This window comes from Rhodococcus spelaei (genome assembly GCF_006704125.1).
Lineage (GTDB): Bacteria > Actinomycetota > Actinomycetes > Mycobacteriales > Mycobacteriaceae > Rhodococcus_G > Rhodococcus_G spelaei.
Map to the genome: position 1 here is coordinate 43004 of NZ_VIGH01000012.1, position 13163 is coordinate 56166.

The window sequence follows — 13163 nt, forward strand, 5'->3', positions numbered from 1 at the left end:
AGCGCACCCACGGCGGCGAGGTCATGCAGATGCGAGGTCGACGTACCTGTCAGCGAAAGAGCCCGGCAACGAACCGGGTCTCGTCCTGTTCGGCGTCGTAGATGGTGCGGATGTGATCGCCGGGGTAGACCCGGAAGTCCGGGCGGGTTCCGGCCAGTTTCATGTCGGCGATCAGCTTGAGCGTCAACGGGATCGGCACGACTGCGTCACGCACGCCCTGCGCGATGAAGAGTGGCCGATCGAACCCGGAGGTCGGTACCTGTAGATAGTCGCGGAGTGCCGCAAGGAGCGCAGGGTTGGCGAGCGAACGGGAGAGCATCTGCGCCACTGAGACATTCGCACTGAGCTTGGCGAACTCCGCGTACGGCAGGTTGGGTGCCGCATCGACGAGGCTACGGCCGACGGGGGTGAGGTAGCTGTCCACGTTCAGTTCGGGGTGGACGTCGCGTACCCCCGCGATCACGAAGGTCATGAAGTTGGTCAGCCCGGCGAACAGGCCGGCGGGTGGGAACCACGGCCCGGCGAGCGGTGCGATCGTCTCGATGTTCGACGGCACGCCGTTGGCCACGGCACCGCGATAGTCCAGTTCGGGGGCGTAGCGGGTGGCCTCATGTGCGGTGAACACCGCGGCGTGGCCTCCCTCGGACAGGCCCACCACCGCCCACTTCGGTGACAGGGACCGATCGAGTGCGTGGGCAGCGCGGACCGAGTCGATCACCGCATGGGCGGCCGCCTGGCCGTCCAGGTAGGGCGGTACCCCCTCGGTGCCCAGCCCGATGTAGTCGGTCGCCGCGACCGCGTACCCGCGACCGAGCCAGTCGTTGACGTAGGCCCGGGTGTCGCCGTCGACACCGGTGACCGAGGGAGCGTCGAAGTCGGAGTCCCCGATGGTGCCGTGGGCCCACGCAATCACCGGCCAGCCGCCGGCCGGAGGCAGCCCCGGCGGGAGGAAAACCATGCCGGTCGACGGTGTGATGCCGCGCGGACCGGTGGTGAGGTAGGTCAACCGCCACGCGGTGCCGGCACCCGGCAACCAGAGATTCGCGGGCAACGGTGACGATTCGAGAACCGCGCCGGGTGCCTGCTGAGTGCTGCTGACCGGTGCGGCCCCGGCCTGCGTGCGACCAACGTCGAGCAGAGGTAAGGACACCGCCACCGTCGCAGCGATCGCCGCAGCCACCATCGATTGCAGGTACCCCCGCCGTCTCATCCGCCGAAAGTAGCTCAGCGGGACAGGACGACCGGAGCCTTTGCACGAAGTGTTGCCTGGTCGATATCTCGCCCGAGCCGTCGACCACGACGGTGGACGGCTCCGCTTCGGTACCCTGTGGCGCACATCGGGACTGGCGGGGGACAAGGAGCACGAGATGCCGGACGGCCTCGAATTGCGGGTGCTCGGACCGGTCGCCGCAGTCCGGGACGGCCACCAGATCGAGCTCGGCGGCGCCCGCCAGCGGTCCCTGCTCGGCGCGCTCGTCCTCGCTCACCCGCACTCGGTTTCGGCGGAGCGACTGCTCGGCCAGGTGTGGCACGACCTCGCCGAGCCCAAGCTCAGTTCGCTGCACGTCGCGATCTCGAAACTGCGGGACGCGCTGAGCCCGGACCGGGCCCGCCGCACCGACGGTGTGCTGGTGCGTGAGGGGAACCGCTATCTCCTGGCAGTCGAACGGGAGCGCGTCGACGCTGCGCGGTTCGAGGCACTCGTGCAGCGCGGGGCCGATGCCCCGGCGGACGGCGCCGTCGACCGTTACCGCGAGGCGCTCGCACTCTGGCGCGGGTCCGCCTACGCCGACATCGCGGGGGCAGAGTTCGCGGCGCCGGAAATCGCCAGGCTCTCGGCATTGCGTCTGGAGGCTCGCAAGTCCCTACTGGCCGTGGAACTTTCCCGTGGCAGGTTCGCGGAGGTGGCGACCGACGCCGAGGCGGTGGTCGCCGAGTACCCGCTGGACGAGCGGGCTTGGGAGTTGTTCGTGCTTGCGCTGTACCGTACCGGCAGGCAGTCGGATGCCCTCGCCGCGCTGCGCCGGGTGCGGGCGATTCTCGACGACGAGCTCGGCATCGACCCGGGCATCGGGCTACGGGAACTCGAGGTCGCGGTCCTGGCCCAGGACGAGGCGCTGCACGCGGTGGGCGAATCGGTGCGCCCCGAGATCCCGCGTGCGTCGCAGTTGCCGGTCCCACGCACCCGGTTCGTCGGTCGGGGCGCCGACATCGACACCGTGACAGCGCTGCTCGACGATCGCCCCCTGGTCACCCTCGTCGGGCCGGGTGGAGTGGGCAAGACGCGGCTGGCCGTGGAGGTCTGTCGGAGCCGGGTCGACGCGGACGGTCCGTGGTGGGTGGATCTCGGTGCCTTGACCGACGGCGCCCTGCTGGTCCCCGCCGTGGCCGCCGCGCTCGGACTGCCCGGCGTCGGTACGGTCGAGCACCTCGCGGGCGTGCTGTCCTCTCGTACGACCTTGCTGATCCTCGACAACTGTGAACATGTCGTCGCGGAGACGGCTCAGGCGGTGGGCGCCCTCCTCGACCGCTGTCCGCAGGTGCGGGTGCTGGCCACCAGTCGGGAACCGCTCGACGTGGACGGGGAAGAGTTGCACGAAGTTTCGCCGCTGGGGCCGGACGCTGCGCTCGACCTCTTCGCGGTGCGGGCGGGTGGGGTGGTGCCGGGCTGGACGCTCGGCGACACCAACAGCGACGCGGTCCGGACGATCTGCCGCGAACTCGACGGGATACCGCTCGGCATCGAGCTCGCCGCCGCGCAACTGCGGGTGCTCTCGGAGCAGCAGATCGCCGACGGGCTGGGGGACCGGTTCACCCTGCTGCAGGGCGGATCACGAAGTACCCCAGCGAGACAGCGCGCACTCGCCGACACCGTCGACTGGAGCTACCGACTGCTCGATGCCGAGCAGTCGGAGTTGCTGCGCAGGGTGGCGGTGTTCGCGGAGAGCTTCGACATCTCGGGCGCTGCCGCGGTGGGCGGGGTCGCGTCCACCGTTGCCGCAGTAGCGCCGCTGACCGCGCTGGTGCGCCGGTCGTTGGTCGTGGTGCAGCCGGGTACCTCACCCCGGCGGTATCGAATGTTGCTGACCATCAGGCATTTTGCGTTGGACCGGGCGGAACCGGGCGAGCGTGCGCAGACCGAGGCCGCGCACCGGGCGCACGTACTTGCGCGAGTCAACGCCGCCCACCCGAGCCTGTACGGCACCCGTTCCGCGGTGACCATGCGTGAGCTGTCAGGCGACCAGGCCGAGCACCGGGCCGCGCTGGTGTCCGCGCTGGCGGTCGGCGACGCCCACTACGCCCTCGAACTGTCGGGCGGGCTGTACTGGTTCTGGTACCGCATGGGCCGGATCGGTGAGGGTCTCGGGTTCCTGACCGCCGCGCTCGACGCGGTGGCGGCCGACGGGCGGGCGGCCGAACCGCGGTTGCGCGCCCGCGCGCTGTCCGGTGTCGCGTCGCTGACCTACCTGACCGGGGACCGGGCCGGCGCTGCGCAGGCCGCGCGGTGTGCGGCCGACGCCTGGGAGGATTCGGGCGACGGCGCCGAGGCGTCCCGCCTGACTGCCTGGCTCGGCTACTTCCTGTCGATGGACGATGCGCACGCCGAGGGACTCGGCATCGCCACACGCGCCGCCGAGCGCGCCCGTGAGCTGGGGTCCGATTTCGCCGAGGCGGACGCCCGGATGGTGCTCGGCATGGTGCTGCGCACCGAGGGCCGTCCGATCGAGGCGCGGACCGAGTTGGCCATCGCGATCGCAATCGCCGAACGGATCGGTAACAGATGGGCGGTCGCCTCGTCGACCTGGGCGATGATGAAGTCCGCGATGGATGTCGGCGACCTGGACGGTGCGATGTCGTCGGCGCGGGACATGCAGTCGGTGCTCGAGATCGATGGCGACGTGACGTCCTGGCTGGTCCTGATCCACACCGCCGCCGCGGTGCTGGCCCGAGCCGGGCACCCGGCCGAGGCGGCCGTACTCGCGGGCGCGGTGCAGGCGCAGGGGAGCCGGATCGGTTTCCTGCCGGAGTGGATGGACCCGGTCGACGGGCCGCGGGAGGCGGTCGCGATCCGGGATGCGCTCACTGACGAGGACTATCGACGCCACACCGCAGTCGGGGCGGATCTCGGTCGCGCACAGGTCGACGCGTTGCTCTCCGACCTGGTCGAACAGTGGGTGCAAAGCTCGTCGTAAGAGAACGGTAAGTGGGGGCACGTCTGCTGTGGCGGACCGATCCGATCGACGATAGGAATCGCCCATGTCCACAGCTGTCGAAGAATCCGCACCCTCGATCGTCGAGCGTCTCGACGCCGCGACCGCCGGACCGGTGCACGGCCCCGGCGACAGTGGTTTCGACCTGTCGGTCGCGGCGTTCAACTCCGCGACCGTGCACCGGCCGGCCGCGGTCGTGGTCGCCGCCGGCGCCGCGGATGTCGCGGCCGCAGTGGGGATCGCGGCCGGGGCCGGTTTGTCGGTGGCTGTGCAGTCCACCGGGCACGGCGCCGCGGCGGTCGGCCCGGAGTCGATCCTGATCAACACTCAACTGCTCGACTTCATCGCGGTGGATCCGCAGTCCCGCACCGCGACCGTCGGAGCGGGTGTGCGCTGGCAGCAGGTGCTCGACGCCGCATCTCCCTACGGTCTGGGCGGACTCTGCGGGTCCGCGCCGGGCGTTGGTGTGGTCGGGTACACCCTCGGCGGCGGAATCGGTCCGGTGGCACGGACATTCGGTTTCGCTGCCGACCACGTCGTCGAGATCGAGGTAGTGACCGCGGACGGGCAGTTGCGCAGGGTCAGTGAGAACCACGACCGGGATCTGTTCTGGGCGCTTCGGGGTGGCGGCGGCGCATTCGGCATCGTCACGCAGATCACGTTCCGGCTCTTCGAGATTCAGACCCTGCATGCCGGTGGGATGTTCTTCGACTACCTCGACGCGCCCCGGGTGCTGCACGGTTGGCGTGACTGGGCGCATCAGGTTCCGGAGTCAGTGACCTCCTCCGTGGCGGTGGTGAACTTCCCGCCGCTGGCCGCGGTCCCGGCGCCGCTTCGCGGCCGGACCGTGCTGCACCTGCGTTTCGCGCACGTCAGCGACACCGAAGACGGGGAGGCCCTGCTCGCTCCGCTGCGCAATCTGGCGACGCCGATCGTCGACACGGTCACCGAGATCATGTACTCCGACGTCGGGTCGATCCACGCCGATCCGACGGAGCCGATGCCGGGAGCCGAGCGGTCGATGCTGCTGCGAGAGTTGCCGGTCGAGGCGATCGACGAGTTCCTGGCGACGGTCGGTCCGGTGGGTGGACTGCCGTTGGTGTTCGCGGAGATCAGGGCCCTGGGAGGGGCGTTGAGTCGTGACGCCGAGGTGCCGAACGCGGTCGCCGGCCGCGACGCGGCGTTCAGCCTGTTCGCCGTCGGGGTGCTCGCCCCGCCGATCGCCGATGCGGTTCCGGGTGCACTGGATTCGGTGCTGGCCGCGATGGAGCCGTGGGGGACCGGCGGGTCGCTGATGAACTTCGCCGGCACGGCGACGGATGAGCATGCGGACCGGGTGCGGGCGGCCTGGGCGCCGCAGACTCGCAGGCGGCTGACTGCGGTTCGGGATCGGTTCGACCCGCAAGGCGTGTTCGCGGCCGCGGCGCGGTGGTGACGAGGCCGACGGCGTCGGGTCCGGACAGTGTCCGTCGAGTGGGATTCGAGCTGCTGTCTGCGTTGGCTCGTGCGATAGTCTGACGCGTCATTTTCCCGCAATTCGTAGGAGTACACATGGGCAGCGTCACTGAGATCTTTGCTTCCATCGCCGACGTGCTGGGCGGCCTGGGCCTCGGGTCCAGCGAGGCCACGCCGAAGTAGTTCGGACATTTCCGACCCGACCCCCGCTGCTCCTGGTGAGCGGCGGGGGTCGGTTCGTATGTGGGCCGGGCGGGTCGGGATCAGTGCGGGAGCCTGGCCTCGAGCGTGCGTGTGAGGATCTCGAGCGCCAGGTTCCAGCCCTGCGCCACATCCTGGTTGAGCGCAACCCCGTGCAGCGAGAGGGCCGGCCCGGCAAGGTCGCCGACCTCGTCCGGTCCGATGCGGGTCTGAGCGAGCTCGACGACGTCGAGTAGAAGCCGCACGCGGTCGCCGTCGCTCATCGGCAGGCACGCGCGATCGGCGAGGTCGGCGTTCATGTGTCCACGGTATCGGGCGGCACGTCCCGACCTGAACACCGATGCTGGTCGCCGTCCGTCAACAGCTCGGATACTGGTGTGGCCGGGGGTAGCGGCGTTCGCCAGGCCGTCGGCGAACGTGCGGCGCCTCGTCCGGGGTTCAGACCAGGCAAATCGGGAAGATGATGTTCGGTCCGATGATCGGCACTATCCCGACCGGGGCGCAGGACAGGATGGCGCCGAGCGGCCCGAGTTGGCCGAAGAGAACGACCGGGTGGACGGACCCGGGTGCGGGCGCTACTGCGGTTTGGGCCGCGGCGACGCCGGGTGTGAGAGCGATCATGGGTGCGACAGCGACTGCTGCCAGTGCCACGCGAAGCGATGTCTTGTTCATGGCGGACTCTCAACTACGGGTGTTCGTGCAGCCGCCCCGGCGTCGATGCGAGTGGCAGACTCCGGTGCCGGCATGCCCTTGTCTGTCAACATTGCGCCGTCCCGTCGGCGATGGCAATGCCCGACCTCCGGACGGCCGAGACCGTGGTTCGCAATGCGACCGGTGGTGCATCATGCGTGGTGCCCTCGGTGAGACTCGAACTCACACTGCACGGGTTTTGAATCCGTTTCCTCTGCCAATTGGGATACGAGGGCTGGTGCGATTGACCACTCTAGGAGATCCGTCGCGAGGGTCAAGCACCGGTACCCTTCTAGAGTCCGCGCCACGTGAGTCGAGGTGGCCGGCGGAAAGGGGAAGTCCCACGATGAACGCTCCCGTCGCAGGTGGCAGCCAGGTTCAGCGGCGCGTCGTGGTCGCCGAGGACGAGACGCTGATCCGCATGGACCTGGTCGAGATGCTCCGCGAGGAGGGTTACGACGTGGTCGGCGAGGCAGGTGACGGACAACGCGCCGTCGAACTGGCCGAGGAGCTGCGCCCCGATCTGGTGATCATGGATGTGAAGATGCCCCGCCGTGACGGCATCGACGCGGCCTCCGAGATCGCCGCCAAGCGGATCGCACCGGTGGTCATCCTGACCGCGTTCAGTCAGCGTGAACTCGTGGAGCGGGCTCGCGACGCCGGCGCCATGGCGTACCTCGTCAAGCCGTTCTCGAAGGCCGACCTGGTGCCGGCCGTCGAACTGGCCGCGAGCCGTTTCGCCGAGATCGCCGCACTCGAGTCGGAGGTCGCGAGCCTCACCGACCGGATCGAGACCCGCAAGGTCATCGAGCGCGCGAAGGGCGTCCTGATGACCTCGCAGTCGCTCACCGAGCCCGAGGCGTTCAAGTGGATTCAGCGTGCCGCGATGGACCGCCGCACGTCGATGAAGGTTGTCGCCGAGGTCGTTATCGAGACTCTCGATCCCAAGTAATTCGAATGCGTCAGTAAAATTTCGAGATCGAATTGTTTCGTTGACGTTGCCCGCCGGAATTACAAATGGACATTCGTCCAAACGCCCTCTCACCTGCTACATCGACCCATTCTGGGTGGCGGATTTCGACGCGCCTGCAACGAGTCCGCGTAACACTCGAAACACGAATTCGGGTCGTATGTTGCGTTGTCCTGCAAGCTGATTACGGCGGGGATATGTTCACTCCGGGTTGACGCGGTCGGCCCCTCCGGTCACACCGGAGAGCGCAGAATTCGGAGGTGGGACGTGCATCGTCGTACAGCGAGAGGCGCGTTGGTCATCGGCGTTGCCGCGGTCCTGGCGGTCGCGGGATGTAGCAGCAAGTCGACCGACAGTGGATCGTCCGGAAACAGCACGTCCGGTTCCTCCTCCTCGGGACTGAGCATTCAGCCGACCGTCCTGCTCGACGCGGAGGGAAACGAGGTGCCCGGCGGTGACGTGACGGACGCCGCCAACCCGGCCGGCACGGGCAACGCCACCTGCTCCGGCGTCTCGCTCGCCATGGCGGGCGCGCTGACCGGTGCGAATTCCGCACTGGGGCAGAACATCCTGTACGGAGCGAAGCTCGCCATCGACAAGCACAACAAGGCCAATCCGAACTGTCAGGTCACCATCAAGACGTTCGACACCGAGGGTGACCCGCAGAAGGCGACCCAGGTCGCGCCGAACATTGTCAGCGACCAGTCCGTGATCGGTCTGCTCGGGCCGGCATTCTCCGGCGAGACGAAGGCCACCGGATCGATCTTCAACCAGGCCGGCCTGCCCTTCCTCACCGCCTCGGCCACCAATCCGACTCTCACAGAAAACGGCTGGACCACCTTCTTCCGGGGTCTCGGTAACGACAACAGTCAGGGTTCGGTCGTCGCGAAATACCTCACCGGCAGCCTCGGCGCCAAGAAGGTCTGCGTCGTCGAGGACGACTCCGACTACGGTGTCGGACTCGCCAAGGTCGTCACCGCCGGGCTCGGCGCCGCCGCGGACCCGGCATGCTCGGCCAGCGTCAAGGCCGGTCAGAAGGACTTCGCCGCAACGGTTTCGCAGATCAAGGGCGAATCGCCCGACGCGATCTGGTACTCGGGCTACTACGCGGAGGCTGCGCCGTTCGTGACCCAGCTGCGCGAGGGCGGCGTCACCGCGACCTTCAGTTCCGGCGACGGCACCAACGACCCGGAGTTCGTCAAGCAGGCCGGTGCGGCGGCCAAGGACGCCGTTCTCACCTGCCCCTGCATTCCGGCGCCGCCCGCGCTGGCGAAGGAGTACGAGGCACTCAACGGCCAGGCTCCCGGCGTCTACTCCGTCGAGGGCTACGACCTGACCACGATCATGCTCGCCGCGATCGACTCGGGGATCAAGGACCGAGCCGGGCTGCTCTCCTTCGTCAAGGGCTACAGCGGCCAGGGCGTCGGCAAGAAGTACCAGTGGAACGACAAGGGTGAGCTGTCCAACGCGCTCATCCAGATCTACAAGGTCAACTGACCCGAGACGGTGGCCGGGCGCCCGCCTGCGCACACCACGCGCAGGCGGGGCCCGGCCGCACCGCTCGAGCGGTACGTCGACCACATCCGAAGACACCCGGAGAACTACTTCGATGATCGCGACCGCACTCGCCGACTCGGCGAACCTCTACGCAGGCAACATCAGCTTCAACATCGACGGACTGACCAAGAGCTTCTGGCAGTTGACGATCGACGGTCTGAGCTACGGCGCCATCTACGCCCTCGTCGCCATCGGCTACACCCTGGTCTACGGTGTGCTCCGTCTGATCAACTTCGCCCACTCCGAGATCTTCATGCTCGGCATGTTCGGACAGTACGTCGCACTGGAACTGCTGGGCTTCACCCCCAGCGGCAACGCGTACAACGAGGGCGTCGTCATGACCGTCGTGTTCCTCGGTCTGGCCATGCTGTTCGGCATGGCCGTCTCGGGGACCGCGGCCGTCGGCCTGGAACGAGTGGCGTACCGGCCGCTGCGCCGTCGCGGCGCCAAACCGCTCGTCTTCCTCATCACCGCGATCGGAATGTCGTTCGTACTACAGGAATTCGTGCACTACGTGCTGCCGAAGATCTGGCCGGGACTCGGCGGCACCAACGCACAGCAGCCGATCAAGCTCGTCCAGCCGGTCGAGGTGTTCTCCGTCGCAGGCGCCTCGGTGAGCAACGTGACCATCGTGATCATCGTCGCGGCGCTGCTGCTGACCCTGCTCACCGACATCGTCATCAACCGCACCAAGTTCGGCCGCGGAATCCGTGCCGTTGCACAGGATCCCGACACCGCGACGCTGATGGGGATCTCCCGCGAGCGGGTGATCATGCTGACGTTCCTGCTGGGCGGCATCCTCGCCGGCGCCGCGGCCATGCTCTACACCCTGAAGATCCCGTCCGGCATCATCTTCAACGGCGGATTCATCCTCGGCATCAAGGCGTTCTCGGCGGCGGTACTCGGCGGCATCGGCAACCTGCGCGGCGCGCTGCTCGGCGGCCTGCTGCTGGGGTTGATGGAGAACTACGGTCAGGTGGTGTTCGGCACCGAATGGCGCGACGTGGTCGCGTTCGTGCTGCTGGTCGCGGTGCTGATGTTCCGGCCCACCGGCATTCTCGGTGAGAGCCTCGGAAAGGTGCGGGTATGAGCATCGGCAATTCGACGGCACCGTCACCGAATTCGAGCACCCTGCCCGCCGCGCCGCCGCCCGACCGGCACGGTGTCGGCGACGCGATCCGTGGGTGGTGGAACGGGCTCGCCCGGCCGATGCAGTGGCTGGTCGGGGTCCCCCTGATCGCGCTGATCGCGATCCTGCCGGTGTGGCGGCCGCCGCTGCTGGACACCCCCGGCACCGACTTCGGCGGCGTCATGGCGCAATTCGCCATGTACGCGCTGATCGCGATCGGACTCAACGTGGTCGTCGGCCAGGCCGGCCTGCTCGACCTCGGCTATGTCGGCTTCTACGCGGTCGGCGCGTACACGGTCGCGTTGCTCACCAGCCCGAACAGTCCGTGGAACAAGATGAGCGCCAGCGGATTCTTCTCCACCGACTGGGCCTGGCTCTCGTGTCTGCCGCTGGCCGTCGCGATCACCGCGTTCACGGGGCTGATACTCGGCACCCCGACGCTGCGCCTGCGCGGGGACTACCTGGCCATCGTGACCCTCGGCTTCGGTGAGATCGTGCGACTGCTCGCCGACAACCTCACCGACGTCACCAACGGCGGTCAGGGACTGTCCCAGATCGCGTACCCGCGCCTCGGAGTCTCCGACGACAAGCCGTACGGCGTCTTCTCCGCGGGCAACACCGGCGGCAACGTCAACTCCGGCGTCTGGTGGTACTGGGTCGGCATGGCGATGGTGATCGTCGTGCTGCTGATCGTCGGCAACCTCGAACGCAGCCGGGTCGGCCGCGCCTGGGTGGCGATCCGCGAGGACGAGGACGCCGCCGAGATCATGGGCGTGCCGACGTTCAAGTTCAAACTGTGGGCCTTCACGATCGGCGCGTCCATCGGCGGACTCTCCGGCGCGCTTTACGCCGGCCAGGTCCAGTTCATCAATCCGACCGGGTTCAACGTCATCAACTCGATGCTCTTCCTGTGCGCCGTGGTGATCGGCGGGCAGGGCAACAAGCTCGGCGTCATCGTCGGGGCGTTCATCATCGTCTACCTCCCGAACCGTGCGATGTCGATCCAGGTCGGCGGCCAGTCCCTCGGCGACTACAAGTACCTCTTCTTCGGGCTGGCACTCGTGGTTCTGATGATCTTCCGGCCGCAGGGCCTGTTCCCGGCCCGGCAGAAGTTGCTCGCGTACGGCCGGCAGGTGTACCTGGCGGTGCGCCGGCCGGTGCCCGCAGGCGAGCCCGCCGCCGCGACGGAAGGAGAGGCGTCATGACCGCGGGTCCGGGACCGGGCGACGCCCTGTTCGACAACGAGGACATGGCCGCGCCCGCACCCGAGACGGAGGCGCCGAGCGCGGGCATCGTCGACGTCGCGGCCGTCGACCCGGCACTGAGCGACCCGGACACGGTCGCCGAAGTCGTTGCCCCGCAACGCGAGATAGCGACCGGCGAGGGGCAGACGCTGCTCCGCACCGACGGGCTCAGCGTCCGGTTCGGCGGCCTCGTCGCACTCGACGACGTGACCTTCGAGATCAGACGAGGGGAGATCCTCGGTCTGATCGGGCCGAACGGCGCGGGCAAGACCACCTGTTTCAACGCCATCACCGGGGTCTACAAACCGTCCGGCGGCACCGTCACGTTCGACGGCAAACCGCTGGAGAAGACCAAGCGAAACGAGATCACCCGGCTCGGCATCGCCCGCACCTTCCAGAACATCCGGCTGTTCGGGGAGATGACGGCGCTCGAGAACGTGGTCGTCGGCACCGACGCGCGGCACCGAACCTCGGTGCCCGGCGCCATCTTCCGCACCGCTCGGCACCGGCGCGAGGAGCGGGACGCCGTCGAACGTGGCCTGGCGTTGCTCGAGTTCGTCGGGATCGCGCCCCGCGCAGTGGAGAAGGCCAAGAACCTCTCCTACGGCGACCAGCGCAGGCTCGAGATCGCCCGCGCACTCGCCACTGAACCGAAGCTGCTGTGCCTCGACGAGCCGGCCGCGGGCTTCAACCCGAGTGAGAAGTCCGCGCTGATGGACCTGATCCGCAAGATCCGCGACGACGGCTTCACCGTGCTGCTCATCGAGCACGACATGCGTCTGGTGATGGGGGTGACCGACCGGATCGTGGTGCTCGAGTTCGGTCGCAAGATCGCCGACGACCTACCCACCGCGATCCGGGAGAACCCGGCCGTGATCGCCGCCTACCTGGGGGTGCCCGACGATGCCGCCTCTTGACCCGCCCGCGGTCGACCTGCAGGCACTGCCCGAGCGGGAGAGCCCGCTGCTCGAGGTCACCGACATGATCGTGGGCTACGGCCGCATCCGTGCGCTGCACGGGGTCTCGCTGCGCGTGGAACGCGGCGAACTGGTCACCCTGCTCGGCGCGAACGGCGCGGGCAAGTCGACGACCATGCGGGCCCTGTCAGGACTGCTGCCGCTCACGGCCGGCCGGATCGTCTTCGACGGGCGCGACATCACCCGGATGAAGGCGCACGAACGGGTCAAGCTCGGTGTGGTGCAGGCGCCGGAGGGGCGCGGGGTGTTCCCCGGTATGACGGTCCAGGAGAACCTCGACATGGGCTGCTACGCCCGCAAATTCGAGAGCAAGCAGGCCTACACCGAGCGGCTCGACTGGGTCTTCGACCTGTTCCCGCGACTGGCCGAGCGGCGCACCCAGGTCGGCGGCACCATGTCCGGCGGCGAGCAGCAGATGCTCGCGATCGGGCGCGCCCTGATGGCCCGGCCGCGACTGCTCATGCTCGACGAGCCGTCGATGGGATTGGCGCCCATGGTTATTCAGCAGATCTTCCGGATCATCTCGGAGATCAACGCCCAGGGCACGACCATCCTGCTGGTCGAACAGAACGCACAGCAGGCGCTCAGTCGCACCGATCGTGCCTACATCCTCGAGACCGGCGAGGTGACCAAGACCGGGACCGGGGCGGCGTTGCTGGCCGATCCGGCGGTCAAGCACGCGTACCTGGGGGTGGGGTGATGTTGTCATTGTGTCGGTGTCGCTCCCTA

Annotated in this window: 11 protein-coding genes and 1 tRNA gene; 8 read left to right on the forward strand and 4 right to left on the reverse strand. The window is 68.3% G+C overall.

All coding sequences use genetic code 11. The annotated features are described in order from the left end of the window. Positions 1-49: 49 nt before the first annotated feature. On the reverse strand, positions 50-1210 hold the full coding sequence (locus FK531_RS21440; protein WP_246098310.1) for a lipase family protein: 1161 nt from the start codon (positions 1208-1210) through the stop codon (positions 50-52). A 157-nt stretch (positions 1211-1367) separates the two neighbouring features. Here FK531_RS21440 and FK531_RS21445 point away from each other — a divergent pair, with 157 nt between their 5' ends. After that, a complete protein-coding gene (locus FK531_RS21445; protein ID WP_142103114.1) occupies positions 1368-4193 on the forward strand; it encodes an ATP-binding protein in 2826 nt (941 codons plus the stop codon). 64 nt (positions 4194-4257) lie between these two features. Then, the gene (locus FK531_RS21450) at positions 4258-5646 is read left to right on the forward strand and encodes an FAD-binding oxidoreductase (RefSeq protein WP_142103116.1); all 1389 of its coding nucleotides are present in this window, start codon (positions 4258-4260) and stop codon (positions 5644-5646) included. 283 nt (positions 5647-5929) lie between these two features. Here the strand turns inward: FK531_RS21450 and FK531_RS21455 are convergent, their stop codons facing one another. The 3 genes from FK531_RS21455 to FK531_RS21465 form a co-directional block, all read right to left on the reverse strand. Continuing rightward, positions 5930-6166: a hypothetical protein gene (locus FK531_RS21455; RefSeq protein ID WP_142103117.1), complete on the reverse strand. Its 237-nt coding sequence runs from the start codon at positions 6164-6166 to the stop codon at positions 5930-5932. Positions 6167-6305: 139 nt separating this feature from the next. After that, positions 6306-6488 (reverse strand): hypothetical protein, encoded by a 183-nt coding sequence (locus FK531_RS21460; protein WP_142103119.1) that lies wholly within the window; start codon positions 6486-6488, stop codon positions 6306-6308. Positions 6489-6716: 228 nt separating this feature from the next. Continuing rightward, a tRNA-Leu gene (locus FK531_RS21465) sits at positions 6717-6793 on the reverse strand. A gap of 110 nt (positions 6794-6903) precedes the next feature. On the opposite strand from FK531_RS21465, the gene FK531_RS21470 reads away from it, so the two are divergent. The 6 genes from FK531_RS21470 to FK531_RS21495 all read left to right on the forward strand — a co-directional run bounded on the left by FK531_RS21470 (position 6904) and on the right by FK531_RS21495 (position 13134). Next, entirely contained in the window at positions 6904-7509 is a 606-nt protein-coding gene (locus FK531_RS21470; RefSeq protein ID WP_142103121.1) for an ANTAR domain-containing response regulator, read from the forward strand. Between the two features lie 285 nt (positions 7510-7794). Next, on the forward strand, positions 7795-9024 hold the full coding sequence (locus FK531_RS21475; RefSeq protein ID WP_142103123.1) for a branched-chain amino acid ABC transporter substrate-binding protein: 1230 nt from the start codon (positions 7795-7797) through the stop codon (positions 9022-9024). A 112-nt stretch (positions 9025-9136) separates the two neighbouring features. Next, positions 9137-10174 carry a branched-chain amino acid ABC transporter permease gene (locus tag FK531_RS21480; protein WP_142103125.1) on the forward strand — a complete coding sequence of 346 codons (1038 nt, stop codon included), beginning with the start codon at positions 9137-9139 and terminating at the stop codon, positions 10172-10174. Next, on the forward strand, positions 10171-11418 hold the full coding sequence (locus FK531_RS21485; protein ID WP_246098311.1) for a branched-chain amino acid ABC transporter permease: 1248 nt from the start codon (positions 10171-10173) through the stop codon (positions 11416-11418). Before FK531_RS21480 ends, FK531_RS21485 begins: the two co-directional genes overlap by 4 nt. Next, entirely contained in the window at positions 11415-12374 is a 960-nt protein-coding gene (locus FK531_RS21490) for an ABC transporter ATP-binding protein (protein ID WP_142103127.1), read from the forward strand. The genes FK531_RS21485 and FK531_RS21490 overlap by 4 nt, the downstream gene beginning before the upstream one ends. Beyond that, on the forward strand, positions 12361-13134 hold the full coding sequence (locus FK531_RS21495; protein ID WP_142103129.1) for an ABC transporter ATP-binding protein: 774 nt from the start codon (positions 12361-12363) through the stop codon (positions 13132-13134). Before FK531_RS21490 ends, FK531_RS21495 begins: the two co-directional genes overlap by 14 nt. Positions 13135-13163 lie beyond the last annotated feature (29 nt).

Coding starts and splice junctions, on each gene's coding strand:
- FK531_RS21440 (WP_246098310.1), bottom strand. CDS start 1,210: ATGAGACGGCGGGGGTACCTGCAATCGATGGTGGCTGCGGCGATCGCT.
- FK531_RS21445 (WP_142103114.1), top strand. CDS start 1,368: ATGCCGGACGGCCTCGAATTGCGGGTGCTCGGACCGGTCGCCGCAGTC.
- FK531_RS21450 (WP_142103116.1), top strand. CDS start 4,258: ATGTCCACAGCTGTCGAAGAATCCGCACCCTCGATCGTCGAGCGTCTC.
- FK531_RS21455 (WP_142103117.1), bottom strand. CDS start 6,166: ATGAACGCCGACCTCGCCGATCGCGCGTGCCTGCCGATGAGCGACGGC.
- FK531_RS21460 (WP_142103119.1), bottom strand. CDS start 6,488: ATGATCGCTCTCACACCCGGCGTCGCCGCGGCCCAAACCGCAGTAGCG.
- FK531_RS21470 (WP_142103121.1), top strand. CDS start 6,904: ATGAACGCTCCCGTCGCAGGTGGCAGCCAGGTTCAGCGGCGCGTCGTG.
- FK531_RS21480 (WP_142103125.1), top strand. CDS start 9,137: ATGATCGCGACCGCACTCGCCGACTCGGCGAACCTCTACGCAGGCAAC.
- FK531_RS21485 (WP_246098311.1), top strand. CDS start 10,171: ATGAGCATCGGCAATTCGACGGCACCGTCACCGAATTCGAGCACCCTG.
- FK531_RS21490 (WP_142103127.1), top strand. CDS start 11,415: ATGACCGCGGGTCCGGGACCGGGCGACGCCCTGTTCGACAACGAGGAC.
- FK531_RS21495 (WP_142103129.1), top strand. CDS start 12,361: ATGCCGCCTCTTGACCCGCCCGCGGTCGACCTGCAGGCACTGCCCGAG.